Raw genomic sequence first — 15,924 nt, 5'->3', positions numbered from 1 at the left:
TCCAATGGTTGTCTTAAAAGATGCGGTTCAATTCCTGGAGGAGAACAGCGATTTTCAACGCGTTCCGGATACGACGTGGACTGACCGTGATTTCAGTCGCTTTACGGAACTTACCGGGCTGATCGTTCCGAAACAGCTGGAAGAGGTTTTGAGGCAATACGGTCACTGCGGCACCGAATACAACGATTCATTTCTGGTCGAATACGATGACGGAAGTCGGTCGGTACATGATGTGCAGGTGCTTGTTTCGAATTTCGATACCATCGTTTCGTGGCACGAGACCTTTATTGCCAATTCCAGTTGGGAAAAACAGTTCACGCTCCCAATGATATTCTTTGGATCGGCGGATTCCGGACATGCTTATTTGTTGATGGATGGTAAAAATCCTGAAAATGGGGCTGTTTACTTCTGGGAGAGGGCGACAGACCCCTTTGGTACAGGAAACAACGCAAAAGGGATCGTCAAGCTGGTGGACAGTCTGCCGGAATTCCTGATCAATCTCTCCGCACCAGAAAACCTTTGATGTGTAACGAATATGCTTGGTCTACACGAAAAATGGCGAGCAACCTTTATTGAATCCTGGCCGGACGAAGTGTGCGAGCTGGGGTTACCCTTTGAGCAGTTGCTTATTTCGGAGCAGGATCGTGTCGCCATAGGGAGCAGGACCGCGGCTTTCCGGGATCTGTTCAGTGTAGATGAACTCCCTCAACTGTCAGATGAATTCCGCGTAGCCATTGATGCAAAAACCGCGGTTTTCAAAGAGGGCGCCCATTTTCGCTTCGGTGGATGCAGTTTCAAGCAGCCTGGACAATACCAAAAGGGGCCGATCTTCAACAGCGCCCAACTTATGTCTCATATATTGCGGGATAACCCCCGTGTGGCGGGACTTCTTGCCAGTTCACTTCAAGATAAATTTGACGTCTGCATGTTCATAAGGCCCTGGAAAGACATTCCGAAATGGTCTGAGTTCAGGCTCTTCATGAAAAACCGGGAATTCATTGGCGCCTCGCAGTATTTTCATACGGCTTTTTTTCCTGAGATAGAAGCCAATGCCAAATCCATCGCTGGAGCTCTGGTCGATTTTGCGGACCGTTTCAGGGAGGTCGCTCATATTGATGATGCTATCGTCGATATTTACCTGAAACCCGACGATGTCGCCGGATTTGAAGCTGTGCTTCTGGATATTAACCCGCTGATCGTACGGTCCGATCCGTGCCTGTTTCAATGGAGGAACGGTGGGGATTTTGACAGGGGGCTACGCTTCCGGGGCGGGAATAATCGAGTGCTCGCCATAGCACCGTTGCCTTTTGCTCATGCGGCTTGATGTAGTTGAGAAGGAGGAACCAGTGACCGCCAGCCCAGTCTCCCTTAAAGGCCACATGCATGTCTGCCCCAAGGTCGATCCCGGCCCAAGACCGCATGTTGGCGGCCCCGTCATCTCCACCCAACAGAGTTTTGTTACGGTTGAAGGAGCGCCGGTCGCGACTGTCGGTGATACCTGTTTGTGCACGGGAGTTCCGACGACCGATACAATTACTGCCGGCTCGTCCTTTGCGGCTATTGATGGAAAGAAGATAGTGCGGCTGGGAGATGCATGCGCGCATGGTGGAAGACTGGTGCAGGGAACCTCCTGGATTACGTTCGAGTAATCTGAAATACGGTGCCGTGACGACAATCTGCCTCATGCAATGGTTTAACTAGCGGAGCCTGTTTCTGCGTTTATCCATGGAAGTTACGCTTCTAGCCGCCTGTCCCGAAAGAAACGCACTGACATCCTCTTCCCGAAGCGGCGGCGCATAGATATAGCCCTGCACCAGCGTGGCGCCGAGGCCTTCGAGTGCGGTAAGCTCGGCTTGTGTTTCCACCCCTTCCACCACGCATTCCAGTCCCATGTCGCGGCTGAGGGTGAGAAGGGATTTCACGATTTTGTAGCTGGCCGGTTTTTCGTGCAGGTCCGTGACGAAGCTGCGGTCGATCTTGATCTTGGTCAGCGGCAATGCATGCAGTCGCGTCAGGCTGGAATAGCCGGTGCCGAAATCGTCCAGCGATATGCCGCAGCCGAGACGCCGCAGCATTTCGACCGATTGCCTGACCTGTTCGAAATCATGGGCAAAAGCCGTCTCGGTAATTTCAAGGTCCAGCCGCCGCGCATCGAAGCTGCTGTTTTCGATGATGCCGAGCAGGGAAAGCACGCCCTCATGGGAATTGAGGTCCTGCGCCGAAAGGTTGAAGGACAGGCGCAGGGAAGGCTCCCACTTGGCGGCGGAGGCGAGCGCCATCTTGAGAAGCGGCCGCGTCAGCGAACCGACGATGCCGGCTCGCTCGGCGATGGGGAAGAACTGGCAAGGCGGCACATGCCCGAGAACCGGGCTGTGCCAGCGCGCCAGCGCTTCAAACCCTGCCGTCCTTCCGTCGCGTATATCGACGATCGGCTGGAAAACGACCGAAAGCTCGTTTTCCATATCCCGCTGTTTGAGCAGGTGCTCGATGCGGGCTTCGATATTGATCTGCTTTTCGTGCTCCGCATCGAACAGAACGGCGTCGCCACGCCGGGTTTTCTTGGCGTGGTAAAGGGCATAATCCGCCCTGTCGAAAAGCTGTTCAAGCGTGGAGGCGAGGTTCGGAAACACGGCAATTCCCATGGAAGCGGAAACATGCACGGTGCCTTCCGGCATATGGTAAGGCGCCCTCAACTGCTCGGAGATCGCATTGGCATTTGCGACGAGTTGCGCGTCATCCGGTATGATCGGGGCGACGATGGCGAATTCGTCACCGCCCAGCCGAAAGGCCCTGCTGGCTTTCAGATTGGCGGTGAGGCGTTTGCTGACATTGACAAGCAGCCTGTCTCCCACGGAGTGTCCGTAAAGATCGTTGACGGGCTTGAACCCGTCCAGATCGATGACACCCAGCGCCAGCCGGGTTCCGTTGGCCCTGGCTTTTTCGAGCTCGGCTTCGAGGTGGGCAAAAAAGGCGCGGCGGTTGGGCAGTTCCGTCAGGCTGTCGATATTGGCAAGCAGCAGGTTTTCGTTGCTGAGCGCTTCCGTGCGCTGTTGTGAAATGACCATGCGCTCGAAATTGCGGTAGTTGGTCAGCAGAATGGACATCATGCCGGTGCAGACCAGCAGCACGTTGATGGCGATGGCAACAAAGGTCGGTTGCCGCGATGCCAGAAAAAAGGCGATGAAGGCGCCATTGACGATGAGCGTCACCGTGAAGGCGGCCGAGCGCACATACATCAGACAGAAAATGCAGGAAATGACTGTAATCGCCATGTAGAAGGCGACGTGGGATTGCGTATAGGCATCCCCATAGGGCACCAGCAGGAAAGACCAGAGCGTGAATGCCATGGCGATGCCGGCAGCGAGGCGATTGGTGCGCCGAAGGGCTGCATGCGCCACCCGCGGTTCGGGATCCATGCCGCGCGTCCTCCACCAGAAGGCGACCCTGAGCGTGCAGCCGAGTGTGAAGAGGGCGGGAACTCCAACGGTGAGCCAAAGCGGCGCCAATCGCATATGCGTCACGGCAAGCGCCCATGTGCTTGAAAGCAGGATGAAATACATCATCGGCATCTGTCGGGTGAAAGCGCGGTACTGTGCTTTCAGCAGATCAGGATTGTCGGACCGGACGGACATGAAGTCCTGCAGTTTCTGTGTGGCGGACAGTATTTTCATTCATGGCTCTTCAAGTACAGAGCGGCATTTGTAACATAATTCCCGTTACATCATTGGAAATACATAGGGTTAACCGACAGACAACTACATCAACCGCAAGATGCAGGCGCTGCGTTTCGCAACATTCCAATGTTTTCAGTATTAAATGTTTCCTGCGGGGATATTGGTAGTGGTGAAGGAACCCTTTGCTTCATGCCACGTGTTGCGGCGAATCCATTCCATTGGCCTGATCGGCCCGCCCTCTTCCAATGTTCATCAACTCCGTTTCAACGCCCCTTGAAAAGTTTGAACACGCGTGCAATATGAACGCGTGTTCAAACTTTGAGAAATGGTTCCTGCGCATGGATTCGATCCACTATCCCGATACATTGGCGGCGCGTGCCGAATTGTGTCGAAGCGTTATTCTTTCTGCCGGGGAGCTGGTGCTGAAAGGTTTTCAGGGTGAGGCGACGCGCAGCTTTTCGATGAAAGGGCCGCAGGATTTTCTGACGGTGACGGATGCGGCTTCCGAAGCGCATATTCGCGGCGCGATCATGGCCGCTTTCCCGGAAGACAGTTTTTTCGGAGAAGAGGGCGGCGGCGAGATCGGTGAGCGCGTCTGGGTCGTGGATCCCATCGACGGCACCGCCAATTTTGCCCGTGGCATTCCGCATTTCTGCATCTCCATCGCCTATGTCGAAAACGGCCAGACCGAAATCGGGGCGATCTATAGTCCCGCCCTTGGCGAGCTTTATTTCGCCCGTCGCGGCGAGGGAGCGACGCGCAACGGGCAACCGATCCGGACTGCGGAAACGGAGCGCTTCGATGCGGCTTCGATCGAGATGGGGTGGTCCACCCGTATCGCGAATGCGACCTATCTCGATGTCGTCAGGAACCTGCTCGATATGGGCGCCAATGTCCGCCGCGCCGGCTCCGGCGCGCTGGCGCTTGCCTATGTGGCTGATGGCCGTTCCGATGGCTATCTCGAATTGCACATGAATTCATGGGATTGTCTTGCGGGGCTGCTACTCGTCAGCGAAGCTGGCGGCGATGTGTGCCCTTTTCTGGAGATCGGCAGTCTCAGGGATGGCGGGCCGGTGCTGGCCGCAGCAGCCGGTGTTGCCAAAGGCGTCAGCGAGGCATCGAATATAGCGCTCGCCGCGCGGCAGCTGTCGGATCGTCCGCGGGCGGTATCGGCGTGATTTATGGCGGTGGCCCTTTTGCAGAGGGGGCCTCGTGCTTCATGCATGTGGAGGAATGAAATGGATGGACCCGTTTATGCCCGGCCTGCAATCAGTCTGATTGCGGAAGGGCTCGGCCCGCACAATGCCGCGCTTTACATTGGCGGCAGCGATGGTGCGAGCGATCTCGGGCTCCTGCGCCGGCATGGCATCACCACCGTCGTCAATTGCGCCGTCAATCTGGATATCAATCTCGTGCAGGCGGTGGCGGAAGAGGGCGACAGGCGCGCCGTGGGTTATGGCGATATCCGTTATTACAAGCTGGGCCTTATTGATGGTGAGGGCAGTCCCGACACCATGATGCTGGGCGCCTATTACATTCTCGACGGTGCGCTTCGCCAGACTATGCCGAAGCGGGAAACCTATCCCTTTGCCGATGGCGGCAATGTGCTCGTCAATTGTCGCTGCGGCCGCAGCCGTTCCGTCTCACTGGTGGCGCTTTTCCTGCACAAGCAGCAGCCGGATCTCTATCCGACCCTCGACGATGCGCTGGCCGTGATCCGCACGAAACGGGAATTGCGGCCTGACGAATGGTTCGAGACGCCGAAACCGATGCTTTACGCCGCCGCCCGCCGTGCTTCCGACTGGATCGACATGGTCGAGGGCAGAAAGACCGCTGAACCATGCTGACACGCACGCTTCCCTCCGTTGCCGTCATCGCAGACGCGCATTTCCATGACACGGCAGCCGATTTCGGATTTCCCGGCATCGAAATCGATGGCCAGCGCATCACCATGCGCAGCTGGTCGGATACGCGTGAATCCACCCGGGTTTTCAACGAAAGCGCCGATGCATTGCATGCGGCGCTGGAAGAGGTGCGGCAGCGCGGCATTCGCCATGTGGTGCTGCTTGGCGACTATACCGATGATGGCCAGCGGGTGACGACCGAAACGCTGAAGAACATCCTGCAACGCCACAGCGACGCCCACGGCACGGCCTTCTACGCATTGCCCGGAAACCACGATATTTTCGGCCCGCGCGGCCGGCACCATACCAAGGAGTTCCTGACGGAGAACGGCAAATGCCTTTCCGTTTCCAGCGATGCCCGGCGGGCCGGTGAGCGCGTCGTCGTGAGCGACGGGATGTATTGCGAAGGCTATCCTGCCGGCCTTGGCCCGATGGCGGCTTTCGGTTATTTCCGCCAGCCGGATTATCTGCATTGGGAAACCCCTTTCGGTGCTTCCGATGCGCCGGAGGACCGGCTGTACGCGGTGCGCTCACCCGATGGGCGCAATGTTTACCGCCTGATGGATGCTTCTTATCTGGTCGAGCCGGAGCCGGGCCTGTGGCTGCTGATGATCGACGCCAATATTTTCGAGCCGCTCGATGGTGAGTTCGAAGCGGGCGAGGAGGCGGCTTTCATCGACAGCACCTCCGGTGGCTGGAATGCGCTTTTGCGCTGCAAGCCCTTCCTCATCGACTGGATCGCTGATGTGCGCCGCAGGGCGGAGCTGCACGGCAAGACATTGCTCGGCTTTTCCCACTATCCGGCGCTCGATCCTTTCGATGGCGCAAGCGGTGCGGAAGGCGCTCTGTTCGGTGAAACCAATGTCGTGCGCCGCACGCCGCGCAAGGCGGTGGAGGATGCGCTGTTACAGGCCGGGCTTTCCGTCCATTTCAGCGGGCACCTGCACGTGGAAGGCCTGACCCGGCGCGGGGAGGGCGAAAATTCGCTCACCAATATCGCCGTGCCGTCGCTCGTTGCCTTTCCGCCCGCCTTCAAGGTCGTCCACCCGTCGCGGCAGGAAATCCTTGTCGAGACGGTGGAGATGGCCGCTCTGCCGGTCAATGGCCGCATTTGCGCTGGTTACGCGCAGGAGACAGCACTGGCGGGCGAGGCGAGCGACCTGGCTTTTGCCGCCGGCAATTACGGTGAATTTCTGCTGGGCCACAAGCGGGCGCTGATCAGGCACCGTTATTTCCCCAGGGAATGGCCGGTCGAGGTTGTTACGGCAATTGCCGATAAAAGCGTTCGGGAGGTTCTCGACCTGCTTGGAGAGGAAGGCCGATCCTCCTCTGATGTTGCTGTCCTGTCCCTGGCCCTGCCGATGTTCGAGCTGATTGCCGACTGGTATTGCCTGCGCCAGGGTGCCGGTCTGGCGCTGCCGCATATCGCGCCGCAACGGCTTTCCCTTTATCGAATGCTGGCACAGCGCTTCGGTCGCGAGCCGGATCGCCACGATGGTTCGGTCGAAAGCTTTCTTGAAATCTTCTTCGGAGCCCTCGGCCTGTTTCTCGAGCGTGCCGAAGGCAGTCCGCGCGATCTGGAGCTTGGGCTCTCACCGCAGCATGAACGGGTTGCGGTTTGAACTGAAGATTTTTGCCCGGAAGGACATTTGGTCTAGCGGGCGGTGATGCGTTCGACCATGGAAACGGGCACGACCTGGAGCCGGGTTTCCGGCTCATCGCTATCGAGCGCGGTCAAAACCTTCTCGGTCAGCGCGTCGAAAGACTGGGCAACGGTCGTCAGCTGATAGCTTTTCCAGCCGGCCTGCGGAATATCGTCGAAACCGACAATCGAGATATCTTCCGGCACCCGGCGGCCCATTTCCAGCCGTGCGGCGTCCATGAAACCAAGTGCCAGCAGATCAGTCACACAGAAGGCGCCGTCGATGCTCCTGTCCGCGAGCAATTCTCGGCCGGCCTGATAGCCACTGTCATAGCTGGTGGGGCCGCCGCACCATGGAACCACCTGGATACCCTCTGTGGACATGCGCTCGGTGAAAGCGTTGACGCGGCGCAACTGCGCGGGCGTCCGGCTGCCGCTGGAGACAACCGCAACCTTTCTGCACCTGGCCGCCACAAGCCGCATGGCGGCCAGGTTGGCGCCGTGAGAATCGTCGCTCAGCACCATATTCGTATCGGTGCGGTCCAGATGCTGGTTGATGAGGATGAGACGCACGCCGTTGGCGATGCATTCGTCGATAATGGAGGCCGGAGGTTCACCGGAAAGAACGATGATGGCCTGCGCGCGGAATTCGAAGAGACGCTCGATGAGCGGCGCGATGTCCTTGCGCGCATCTGCCGCATTCAGCAGCAGGCATTGCAGGCCACGGCGCAGGAGACCGATGCTGAGGAAATCGAGCTGTTTCGAAATGAAGGGAGAACTGAGATTTGCTCCGACAACACCAATGAGGTTGGAGCGGTCGTTATTGAGGCCCTGCGCCAGACGGTTGATGCGATAGCCAAGTTCCTGCGCAGCTTTCAACACCCTGCGTCGAACGGCCTTGGATACGCTGCCGCCGGGAGTGAAGGTGCGGGAAACGGCGGAGCGTGAGACACCCGCCTTTTTTGCTACTTCTTCGGCCGTTACGAACCCTTTCGCCATTCAATCCCCCGTTGCGAATCCACATTTCTGATAGCACAGGTCAGATTGCAGCGACTATTCCAATTGAAATATTTCAGGTGCTGTGGTCGTGGTCAGTTTTGCGGTTCCAGCGCGCTTGCCGCAGCCTCGGCACGCGCGGCGGCCTCCTTTGCTTCCCGCTCGGCGCGGGAGGCCGCTTCCGGGTTGCTCGAACCGTCATAACCTCCCATTGCGCGTTCCCCGATGGCGATGTGGACATCCTTGAGCTGGACGATGACAAGACCGGCGAGGATGGCCGCGCCGATAAGGAATACTGTTTTCCCGTTTATGGTCATTCGACTCCACGCTTCGTTTTTGCCGGCGGAGGAAACAGCCGGCAAAACCGCCGCTTAGCGGGTCAGGAGGCCGACGCCTGTTTCCGCATCGAACAAATGCATATCGGACGGGTCGATGTCGAGGCCGATCGTTTCACCGGCCTTGACTGCGCTGCGTCCCTGCACTGCGATGACCAGTTCGGTGGAGGTTCCCGTTGTGAGAAAGGTGGCCGAGCCGGTCGTTTCCACGGCGGAAACCGGCAGCGCCAATGTCGCTCCGGCTGCTGCGGCCGGCCGGATATGTTCCGGCCTGATACCGACGATCACATCTTTGCCGGGCGGCAGGGAGGCCGGATTCCCGATCGATTGCTGCGGTTCGCCTTCGCCGAAGCTGAGCTGAAGGGATGCGCCATCCGGGCTGACGGTCGCCGGAATGAAATTCATGGCCGGCGAGCCGATGAAGCCCGCAACGAAACGATTGACGGGGCGGTCGTATAGTTCCAGCGGCGTGCCCTGCTGCTCGATCACGCCGTCGCGCATGACGACGACATGATCGGCCATGGTCATCGCTTCGATCTGGTCATGGGTGACATAGACCGAGGTTGCGTGCAGGCGATCGTGCAGCGCGCGGATTTCCTTGCGCATGTGGACGCGCAGCGCCGCATCGAGATTGGAAAGCGGCTCATCGAACAGGAAGGCCTGCGGGTTGCGGATGATCGCCCGGCTCATGGCCACACGCTGGCGCTGGCCGCCGGAGAGTTCGCGCGGATAACGCTTCATCAGTTTTGAAAGTCCGGTCGTCGCGGCGACTTCTTCCGCCGCCTTGCGGGCCTCGGCCTTGGCGACGCCGCGCATACGCAGCGAATAGGTGAGGTTTTCCTCCACGGTCATATGCGGGTAGAGCGCATAGGACTGGAACACCATGGCCACATCGCGCTTGCGCGGCGGCACGCCGTTCATGAGCGTGCCGGCAATGCGCATGTCGCCGGCCGATATGGTTTCCAGCCCGGCGAGCGAGCGCAGAAGGGTGGATTTGCCGCATCCCGACGGGCCGACAAGCGCGACGAAGGTGCCCTTCTTGATGGAAAGGTTGATGTTCTTCAGCGCATGAAAGGCGCCGTAATATTTGTTGACGCCGGAAAGTTCGATCTGAAGGGTCATTTGAGCGCTCCTGAGGTCAGGCCGGATACGATGCGGCGCTGCAAGAGAATGAAGAGGGCGAGAATGGGCGTCACATACATGGTCGCATAGGCCATGATGTTGTTCCATTCGCTGGTATTGGGGCCCATGAAGGAATTGAGGCCGACACTCGCCGGCTGCAATTCGGCCGCCTGGATCATCGATTTCGAATAGACGAACTCGCCGAAGGCCTGCATGAAGATGAGGATGGCGCTGACGAGAATGCCGTTTCTGGCCAGCGGCAGCACGATGTTGAAAAATGCGCCGACCCGGGAATTGCCGTCCACCAGCGCCGCCTCTTCCAGTTCCTGCGGCACGGCCATGAAGGTGGCGCGCACAAGCACCACGAAGAAGGGCATGCTTTTCGCCGCAATGGCGAGGATGACCGACAGGCGCGGATAATCCAGAAGCCCGAATTGCGAGAAGCCGACGAAGATCGGCGTGATCATCAGCGATGCCGGCAGAACCTGCAGCATGAGGATGAGGAACAGGCCGATATCCACCCAGACATTGCGATAGCGCGCCAGCACATAGGCGCAGCCGACGCCGAGAATGGTAATCAGCAGCACCGCGCTCGAAGCGATCAGCACCGAATTCCACAGGTATCGGCCCATGTTGCGGCTGTTCCAGACATAGGCATAGGTCTGCCATTGCGGATCCGTGGGCCAGAAGGCGGGCGGATTGGCGAACATTTCCGAGCCGCTTTTCAGCGAGGTCAGATACATCCAGTAGAGCGGGAAGAGGTAGATGATGGCGAGCACGATGGCGATGGCCAGCATCAGACGGTTGCGGGTCGTGATGCTCATCCGCGCACCTCATGCCGTGTGGAGCGCACATAAACGATGGAGGCCAGCATGACGAAAACGATCATGATGACGGAGATCGTGGCGCCCTTGCCGAAATCATATTGCCGGAAGGACAGGTCCCAGGCCCAATATTGCGCCACGTTGGAGCTGTTATTCGGTCCGCCATCGGTGATGGCGGCGAAAAGATCGAATTGCTGCAGCGTGAAGATCAGGCCGAGCGAAACGATCGCGCCGATGGTGGAGCGCATCATCGGCAGGGTGATGGTGTAGAAGCGCTGCCAGGCATTGGCGCCATCCAGCTCCGCGGCTTCGTAGAGGTCGCCGGGGATGGAGGCGAGGCCCACGGAAAGCAGGATCATGTTGAAGGAGGTGCCGAGCCAGATATTGGCGATGACGACGGCCCAGAGCGAAAAATTCGCATCCGACCGCCAGAAGATATTGCCCGATATCAGGCCGCTTTCCCGCAGGAAGAAATTCAGGACGCCGAAATCGCCCGAGAGGATCCAGTTCCAGATCGCGCCGACGACGAGGCCGGGCATGACCCAGGACACCAGAAACAGGCCGCGCAGCCAGGTGGCGCCGGGAAAATTGACCCAGAAGAACAGCGCCAGGCCGAAGCCGATGGCGAATTGCCCGGCAATCGAGGCCACGACAAAGGTGACGGTGTTGAAAAGGATCGGCAATGTTTCCGGCTGCCGGAACAGGTCGATGTAATTCTTGAAGCCGACGAAGGGGCGCACGAAGGTGCCCAGGCTGAACATGTCGACTTCCTGAAAGCTCATGACGATGTTGTAGATGAGCGGCAGCCCCGCCATGACGAACAGGAAGCCCAAAGGAAAGGCGACAAGGACGATGTCGAAACCGCGACCGTCACTGACGCTGGAAAACAGTTTTTTCATGAAACATCCTCGCAAGCTCCAGTCGGGGCCGCCGCCGCTTGTCGCGGCAGGCAGCCCCACCGGGAGGAACCCCTTGGGTGGAGGCCGGAGAAACCCGGCCGCCCGCCCAGATCAGCCTTCGACCAGCTTTATCTTTTCAGCGGCCTGGTCGAGCGCGGCTTTCGGCGTCATCTGCCCCGAAAGCGCACCCTGAATGGCATCCTGAATCGCCTTGGAAATCTTAGGCCATTCGGGCGAGGGGCCGCGCGGCTGGGCATATTTCAGCTGTTCCACGAAGGTCTTCAGCGCCTCATCCTTCAACGCATTGCCGGTCGGCGGAACCGGAATATCCGAGCGCGCCGGCAACTGGCCGAAGTTCTTGAACATGTCCTTGTCCTTAGAGGCGAAGAACTCGATTGCCTTGAAGGCCTCTTCCGGATGTTTGGTCTTGGAGAAGATCGCCCAGTTATAATCGCCCATGGCCGAAGACCTGGGGGCGTCCGGCGTGGGCACCGGCAGCAGGGCAACACCCCAGTCGAACTTGGCGTCCTTCAGCATGCGGTCGATTTCCCAAGGGCCGGAAATGACCATGGCGGCGTTGCCGGCGTTGAAGGTGGCGGTGGAGTCCCACTGGCTGCGCGTGAGCGTATCCGGCGATGCCAGCTTTTCATCCAGCATCAGCTTCCACGTTTCGAGCGCTTTGACAGCGCCCTCGGTATTGATGTTCTTGTAGGTCGCGCCCGCCATCTGCGCCCAGGGCAGGAACTGGAAGGTGCCCTCCTCATTCGCCTTGGCGCTGAAGCTGATGCCATAGATGTTCTTCGAGGGGTCGGTCAGCTTGCGGGCTGCTTCCACCAGCTCGTCCCAGGTCTGCGGCGGTTTTGCTGCGTCGAGCCCCGCGGCCTTGAACAGGTCCTTGTTGTAATAAAGCGCAATCGTGTTCGTGGCCTTCGGCACGCCGAAATATTTGCCGTCCCACATCACCGATTTCAGCGGTCCCGGAAAATAATTCTCCGTCTTGATGACGTCCGACTTGGCGATCATGTCGGTCACATCGAGAAAGGCCCCGCGTGCGGCGAACATGGCGTGGTTGGGGTTGTCGATGGCGATGATGTCGGGCGCATTGCCAGTGGAATAGGCGCGCATGGATTCGCTTACCACATCGTCGAACTGCAATTGCCTGTATTCGATCTTGATGCCGTTATTGAGCGCGTTGAACTCCTTGATGAGGTTCGGCGCCGGCTGGATATCGCGATCCAGCGACCAGAGGGTCAACGTCACATCTTCCGCCTGCGCCGCAATAGCGCCGGCGGATACGCCCGCCAGCAGAAACGCGCCGGCCATCATGCATTTCGCGATACCCATAATCTCCTCCTCTTGGTTATCGTCTCTGCAATTTTCGAAAACCTTCTCCCAAAAGGTTTCCGTTATGTCGGATCGACGACGAAATCGCCGCCGCGGCATTTCTTCAGATAATTCAGGCCATGCACCTGGCCCGTCATTTCCAGCGCATCGCGATAGACGGGGTCATGCCAGCCTTCGATGTCGATGGAGCCGGTCCAGCCGGCGAGGCGCAGTTCGGAAATAATGTCCGTCCAGTTGCTGTCGCCGAAACCCGGCGTGCGCATGAAGACGAATTTTTCCTTGCCGAAAATGCCGTGCTCGCGAATGACATCCCAGCGGATGGTCGCGTCCTTGCCATGTACGTGGAAAATCTTGTCCGCCCATTTGCGGATCTGCGGCAGCGGGTCGATCAGATAGACCATCTGATGGCAGGGTTCCCATTCGATGCCGATATGCTCGTCCGGCGTTTCGTTGAAGATCAGTTCCCATGCGTCGGGATTGTGTGCGATATTCCAGTCGCCGGTCTGCCAGTTGCCGTCCATGGCGCAGTTTTCAAAAGCGATCTTCACGCCCTTGTCGGCGGCGCGTTTTGCAAGCTCGCTCCAGATTTGCCTGTATCGGGGCAGGCTTTCCGGCAGCGGTTTGCCGCGCAGCCGGCCGGTGAACCCCGCAACGCAGGTCGCGCCGAAATGGTGGGCATTGTCGATGCAGTCCTTCCAGCCCTGCAATGTCTCAAGGTCGATGTCGGTTTCCTCCAGCGGATTGCCGAACATACCGAGCGTGCTGATGGTGATGTCGCGCTCGCCGATCGCCTCGCGGCAGCGCTTGCCGAGTTCGGCAAGGTCCTGACCGTTGGTGGTCTGCCAGAAGAACGGCTCGAAGCTTTCAAAGCCGAGATCGGCGATCTGGCCGATGCGCTCAGCCGCCTGTCCCTTGGTGGCGCTGACCATGGTGCCGATGCGGATGGATGTTGCCGGATTGCTCACGTCTTTCAGTCCTTATGCTGCAATGGAAACACGCTGGCCGAGGCGGGCGCTTTCAATCGCGCCGATCACCATGGCAAGGCTGTTGATGTTGTCGAAGGAGGCCGTTTCCGGCATCTCACCCGTGCGGATGGATTGAAGGAACGAGAGAATGACGCTGGCATGGCCGCGCGTGTCCTTCTCGGAAATGGCTTCGGAAACGTTTACGGTCCTAAAGCCCCGCAGAAGCCCCTGTTGGTCGCCGGCCACGGATGCGGAGAAATTGTCTTCCCCGTCCCAGAGGATCATGCCCTTGGAGCCGATCAGCCGCCAGCGTGCTTCCCAGCTGGTCCGCTCGCCTTCGGCGCACCAGGAGCCGCGATAGGTGAAGACGACATCATTCGAAAACTCGAAAATGGCGTTGGCGCTTGCTCCATGGGCATACCATGAGCCGGCCGGGTTCTTTTCCACGCAGAAGACGGAGAGGGGTTTTTCATTGGCGACGAAACGGGCTGCGTCGAAAGTGTGGATCGCCATGTCGAGAAGCAGGACGTTCTTCATCTCCTCGCGGAAGCCGCCGAAATGCGGCCCCAGGAAGAAATCGCAGTGGATGGCCGTCAAATCGCCGATGACGCCGTCTTCCAGCGCGCGGCGCAGCCGCCGGATACCCGCCACAAACCGCCGATTTTGCACCACGGCATGAATTTTGCCCGCTTTTTTCGCCAGTTCTACCAGCGTGCCGGCTTCCTCCATCGAGGCGGCAAGCGGCTTTTCGCTCAGCACATGACACCCGGCCTCAAGACCGGCCTCAACCACGGCGAAGCGCGCCTGCGGGATGACTATATCAAAAAGGATGTCGGCTTTCGTTTTAGCGAGAACCTCACGGAGATCGGTGCCGATGACCGCGTCGGTGAGGGCGAATTCTTCGGCAAGCGCGCGGGCCGTGTTCTCGTTCAGATCGACCAGACCGGCGATCCTGATCGCGCCGGCGATTTCCGGCGTGGATTGAATGGCACGCAACCAGCCTTTGGCCATGGCTCCGCACCCGCATAAAACGGCATTGAATGTCATCTCATCTCCCCGGACTCTTTCGCAAACTCCTCTTTGCGCAGAGCGTCGTAAACGTTTACGAGACTATGCCGATGATGTTAGATATGTCAAGACCGTTAAGGGGCGCGTCGATTGCGCGCCGGGCCTGGGAGGGGAGTGCATGAAAGGAATTCGTCAGCTTGCCGATTATCTGGAGATATCGATAGGCACTGTTTCCCGTGCCCTGAACGGCAAGCCGGATGTGAATGAAGAAACGCGGCGGCGTGTTCTGGAAGCGGCGGAAAAGCTTGGTTATGTCGCCAACCAGTCCGGCCGTAGCCTCAGGCAGGGAACCACCAATGTCATCGGCCTGATGACCGGCAGCGACGCGCAGACCGTTGAAAACTCCGACAACTTCTTCCTGGGTGTGACGGACGGTCTGCAAAGCGTGTTTTCCGGGCATAATCTCGATCTCATCGTTCTGCCCTGCCCGGGGGAAGAGGATCCGGATGAATATCTGAAGCGCATGGTGGCGCGCCGCATGGTGGACGCGATGATCATTTCCGCGACGCGACGGATAGACAAACGTGTGGATTTCCTGAAGCAGACCCGGCTGCCTTTCGTGGCGCTCGGACGGACCGCTTCCAGCGACACTCACGCCTGGATCGACCTCGATTTCGAGGGCGTCGCGAAAAACGCGGTCGACCGCCTTGCCGCTGCCGGGCATCGTTCGATTGCGGTGGCGGTGCCCGACAGCGATATCAATCTCGGTTATGTTTTTCTGGAAGGGTACAGGCGCGCGCTGGAAGACAATGGCATCGCTTACGATTCCTCGCTGGTCATCCGTGCGAAATCGAGCGAGCAGGGTGGTTATCACGCCGCCAGCGAGTGGCTGCAGATGCGGCCCCGGCCAACGGCGATCGTGCTGATCTACGAACTGATGGCGGTCGGCCTTTATCGCCGGCTTGCGGAAGTGGGCCTGAAACCGGGGCGCGATCTCGCCGTCATCGGCTTTCGCGATGGCCCGCGCGGCCAGTTTCTGGAACCACGGCTGACCAGTTTCCGCATGTCCCTGCATGATCTCGGCGTGACTGTGGCCCAGACGCTGCTATCGACCATGCCGGCCTACGCGCCGTTTTACCCCGATCAGGCCCGCCATTGCGTATGGCCCATGCTTCTGGTTGCCGGCGAGAGCGACCCCGCCCCATAGAGCA

16 protein-coding genes are annotated in these 15,924 nt (G+C 58.9%); 7 read left to right on the top strand and 9 right to left on the bottom strand.

Translation table 11 applies throughout. The features are described from left to right. The first annotated feature begins 4 nt into the window (after window positions 1–4). The 3 genes from O3W47_RS01875 to O3W47_RS01865 are packed head-to-tail and all read left to right on the top strand — an operon-like array spanning window position 5 to window position 1,649. Entirely contained in the window at window positions 5–523 is a 519-nt protein-coding gene (locus tag O3W47_RS01875; protein ID WP_269312810.1) for an SMI1/KNR4 family protein, read from the top strand. A 12-nt stretch (window positions 524–535) separates the two neighbouring features. Beyond that, the gene (locus tag O3W47_RS01870; RefSeq protein ID WP_137454322.1) at window positions 536–1,324 is read left to right on the top strand and encodes a hypothetical protein; all 789 of its coding nucleotides are present in this window, start codon (window positions 536–538) and stop codon (window positions 1,322–1,324) included. After that, window positions 1,314–1,649 carry a PAAR domain-containing protein gene (locus O3W47_RS01865; protein WP_442864599.1) on the top strand — a complete coding sequence of 112 codons (336 nt, stop codon included), beginning with the start codon at window positions 1,314–1,316 and terminating at the stop codon, window positions 1,647–1,649. Before O3W47_RS01870 ends, O3W47_RS01865 begins: the two co-directional genes overlap by 11 nt. 48 nt (window positions 1,650–1,697) lie before the next feature. Here O3W47_RS01865 and O3W47_RS01860 read toward each other — a convergent pair whose 3' ends face one another. Continuing rightward, window positions 1,698–3,671: a putative bifunctional diguanylate cyclase/phosphodiesterase gene (locus tag O3W47_RS01860; RefSeq protein WP_269312809.1), complete on the bottom strand. Its 1,974-nt coding sequence runs from the start codon at window positions 3,669–3,671 to the stop codon at window positions 1,698–1,700. A 341-nt stretch (window positions 3,672–4,012) separates the two neighbouring features. Between O3W47_RS01860 and O3W47_RS01855 the strand changes: the two genes are divergently transcribed. From O3W47_RS01855 to O3W47_RS01845, 3 genes are read left to right on the top strand one after another with little or no spacing between them, the layout of a single operon-like run. Then, window positions 4,013–4,852 (top strand): inositol monophosphatase family protein, encoded by an 840-nt coding sequence (locus O3W47_RS01855; protein ID WP_269312808.1) that lies wholly within the window; start codon window positions 4,013–4,015, stop codon window positions 4,850–4,852. Window positions 4,853–4,912: 60 nt separating this feature from the next. After that, on the top strand, window positions 4,913–5,521 hold the full coding sequence (locus O3W47_RS01850; protein ID WP_269312807.1) for a dual specificity protein phosphatase family protein: 609 nt from the start codon (window positions 4,913–4,915) through the stop codon (window positions 5,519–5,521). Further along, window positions 5,515–7,200: a metallophosphoesterase family protein gene (locus O3W47_RS01845; protein WP_269312806.1), complete on the top strand. Its 1,686-nt coding sequence runs from the start codon at window positions 5,515–5,517 to the stop codon at window positions 7,198–7,200. The genes O3W47_RS01850 and O3W47_RS01845 overlap by 7 nt, the downstream gene beginning before the upstream one ends. 32 nt (window positions 7,201–7,232) lie before the next feature. Here the strand turns inward: O3W47_RS01845 and O3W47_RS01840 are convergent, their stop codons facing one another. From O3W47_RS01840 to O3W47_RS01805, 8 genes are all read right to left on the bottom strand, one after another. Continuing rightward, window positions 7,233–8,219, bottom strand: a complete 987-nt coding sequence (locus tag O3W47_RS01840; RefSeq protein ID WP_269312805.1) for a LacI family DNA-binding transcriptional regulator — start codon at window positions 8,217–8,219, stop codon at window positions 7,233–7,235. Window positions 8,220–8,311: 92 nt separating this feature from the next. Continuing rightward, window positions 8,312–8,533: a hypothetical protein gene (locus O3W47_RS01835; protein WP_269312804.1), complete on the bottom strand. Its 222-nt coding sequence runs from the start codon at window positions 8,531–8,533 to the stop codon at window positions 8,312–8,314. Window positions 8,534–8,587: 54 nt separating this feature from the next. Next, a complete protein-coding gene (locus O3W47_RS01830; RefSeq protein ID WP_269312803.1) occupies window positions 8,588–9,673 on the bottom strand; it encodes an ABC transporter ATP-binding protein in 1,086 nt (361 codons plus the stop codon). Next, window positions 9,670–10,497, bottom strand: coding sequence for a carbohydrate ABC transporter permease (locus O3W47_RS01825; RefSeq protein ID WP_065655228.1), 828 nt, complete (start codon window positions 10,495–10,497; stop codon window positions 9,670–9,672). Before O3W47_RS01825 ends, O3W47_RS01830 begins: the two co-directional genes overlap by 4 nt. Further along, window positions 10,494–11,396, bottom strand: a complete 903-nt coding sequence (locus O3W47_RS01820; protein WP_003504594.1) for a carbohydrate ABC transporter permease — start codon at window positions 11,394–11,396, stop codon at window positions 10,494–10,496. The genes O3W47_RS01825 and O3W47_RS01820 overlap by 4 nt, the downstream gene beginning before the upstream one ends. A 111-nt stretch (window positions 11,397–11,507) precedes the next feature. Continuing rightward, window positions 11,508–12,740 carry an ABC transporter substrate-binding protein gene (locus tag O3W47_RS01815; protein WP_078053305.1) on the bottom strand — a complete coding sequence of 411 codons (1,233 nt, stop codon included), beginning with the start codon at window positions 12,738–12,740 and terminating at the stop codon, window positions 11,508–11,510. A 62-nt stretch (window positions 12,741–12,802) separates the two neighbouring features. Further along, on the bottom strand, window positions 12,803–13,705 hold the full coding sequence (locus tag O3W47_RS01810; RefSeq protein ID WP_127756854.1) for a sugar phosphate isomerase/epimerase family protein: 903 nt from the start codon (window positions 13,703–13,705) through the stop codon (window positions 12,803–12,805). 12 nt (window positions 13,706–13,717) lie between these two features. Then, entirely contained in the window at window positions 13,718–14,752 is a 1,035-nt protein-coding gene (locus O3W47_RS01805; protein WP_135398373.1) for a Gfo/Idh/MocA family protein, read from the bottom strand. 139 nt (window positions 14,753–14,891) lie between these two features. Here O3W47_RS01805 and O3W47_RS01800 point away from each other — a divergent pair, with 139 nt between their 5' ends. After that, a complete protein-coding gene (locus tag O3W47_RS01800; RefSeq protein ID WP_031234048.1) occupies window positions 14,892–15,920 on the top strand; it encodes a LacI family DNA-binding transcriptional regulator in 1,029 nt (342 codons plus the stop codon). Window positions 15,921–15,924: the final 4 nt, after the last annotated feature.

The sequence above is a fragment of the Agrobacterium sp. LMR679 genome, assembly GCF_027157905.1.
Taxonomy (GTDB): Bacteria; Pseudomonadota; Alphaproteobacteria; order Rhizobiales; family Rhizobiaceae; genus Agrobacterium; species Agrobacterium leguminum.
Note: the sequence above shows the minus strand (reverse complement) of the source record. Positions and strands in the feature narration are given on the sequence as shown.

Bases quoted from the DNA above. Each gene is read 5' to 3' on its own strand.
- O3W47_RS01870 (WP_137454322.1), top strand. From the start codon at position 536: ATGCTTGGTCTACACGAAAAATGGCGAGCAACCTTTATTGAATCCTGG.
- O3W47_RS01865 (WP_442864599.1), top strand. From the start codon at position 1,314: ATGCGGCTTGATGTAGTTGAGAAGGAGGAACCAGTGACCGCCAGCCCA.
- O3W47_RS01825 (WP_065655228.1), bottom strand. From the start codon at position 10,497: ATGAGCATCACGACCCGCAACCGTCTGATGCTGGCCATCGCCATCGTG.
- O3W47_RS01875 (WP_269312810.1), top strand. From the start codon at position 5: ATGGTTGTCTTAAAAGATGCGGTTCAATTCCTGGAGGAGAACAGCGAT.
- O3W47_RS01860 (WP_269312809.1), bottom strand. From the start codon at position 3,671: ATGAAAATACTGTCCGCCACACAGAAACTGCAGGACTTCATGTCCGTC.
- O3W47_RS01805 (WP_135398373.1), bottom strand. From the start codon at position 14,752: ATGACATTCAATGCCGTTTTATGCGGGTGCGGAGCCATGGCCAAAGGC.
- O3W47_RS01800 (WP_031234048.1), top strand. From the start codon at position 14,892: ATGAAAGGAATTCGTCAGCTTGCCGATTATCTGGAGATATCGATAGGC.
- O3W47_RS01820 (WP_003504594.1), bottom strand. From the start codon at position 11,396: ATGAAAAAACTGTTTTCCAGCGTCAGTGACGGTCGCGGTTTCGACATC.
- O3W47_RS01815 (WP_078053305.1), bottom strand. From the start codon at position 12,740: ATGGGTATCGCGAAATGCATGATGGCCGGCGCGTTTCTGCTGGCGGGC.
- O3W47_RS01850 (WP_269312807.1), top strand. From the start codon at position 4,913: ATGGATGGACCCGTTTATGCCCGGCCTGCAATCAGTCTGATTGCGGAA.
- O3W47_RS01845 (WP_269312806.1), top strand. From the start codon at position 5,515: ATGCTGACACGCACGCTTCCCTCCGTTGCCGTCATCGCAGACGCGCAT.
- O3W47_RS01830 (WP_269312803.1), bottom strand. From the start codon at position 9,673: ATGACCCTTCAGATCGAACTTTCCGGCGTCAACAAATATTACGGCGCC.
- O3W47_RS01855 (WP_269312808.1), top strand. From the start codon at position 4,013: ATGGATTCGATCCACTATCCCGATACATTGGCGGCGCGTGCCGAATTG.
- O3W47_RS01840 (WP_269312805.1), bottom strand. From the start codon at position 8,219: ATGGCGAAAGGGTTCGTAACGGCCGAAGAAGTAGCAAAAAAGGCGGGT.
- O3W47_RS01835 (WP_269312804.1), bottom strand. From the start codon at position 8,533: ATGACCATAAACGGGAAAACAGTATTCCTTATCGGCGCGGCCATCCTC.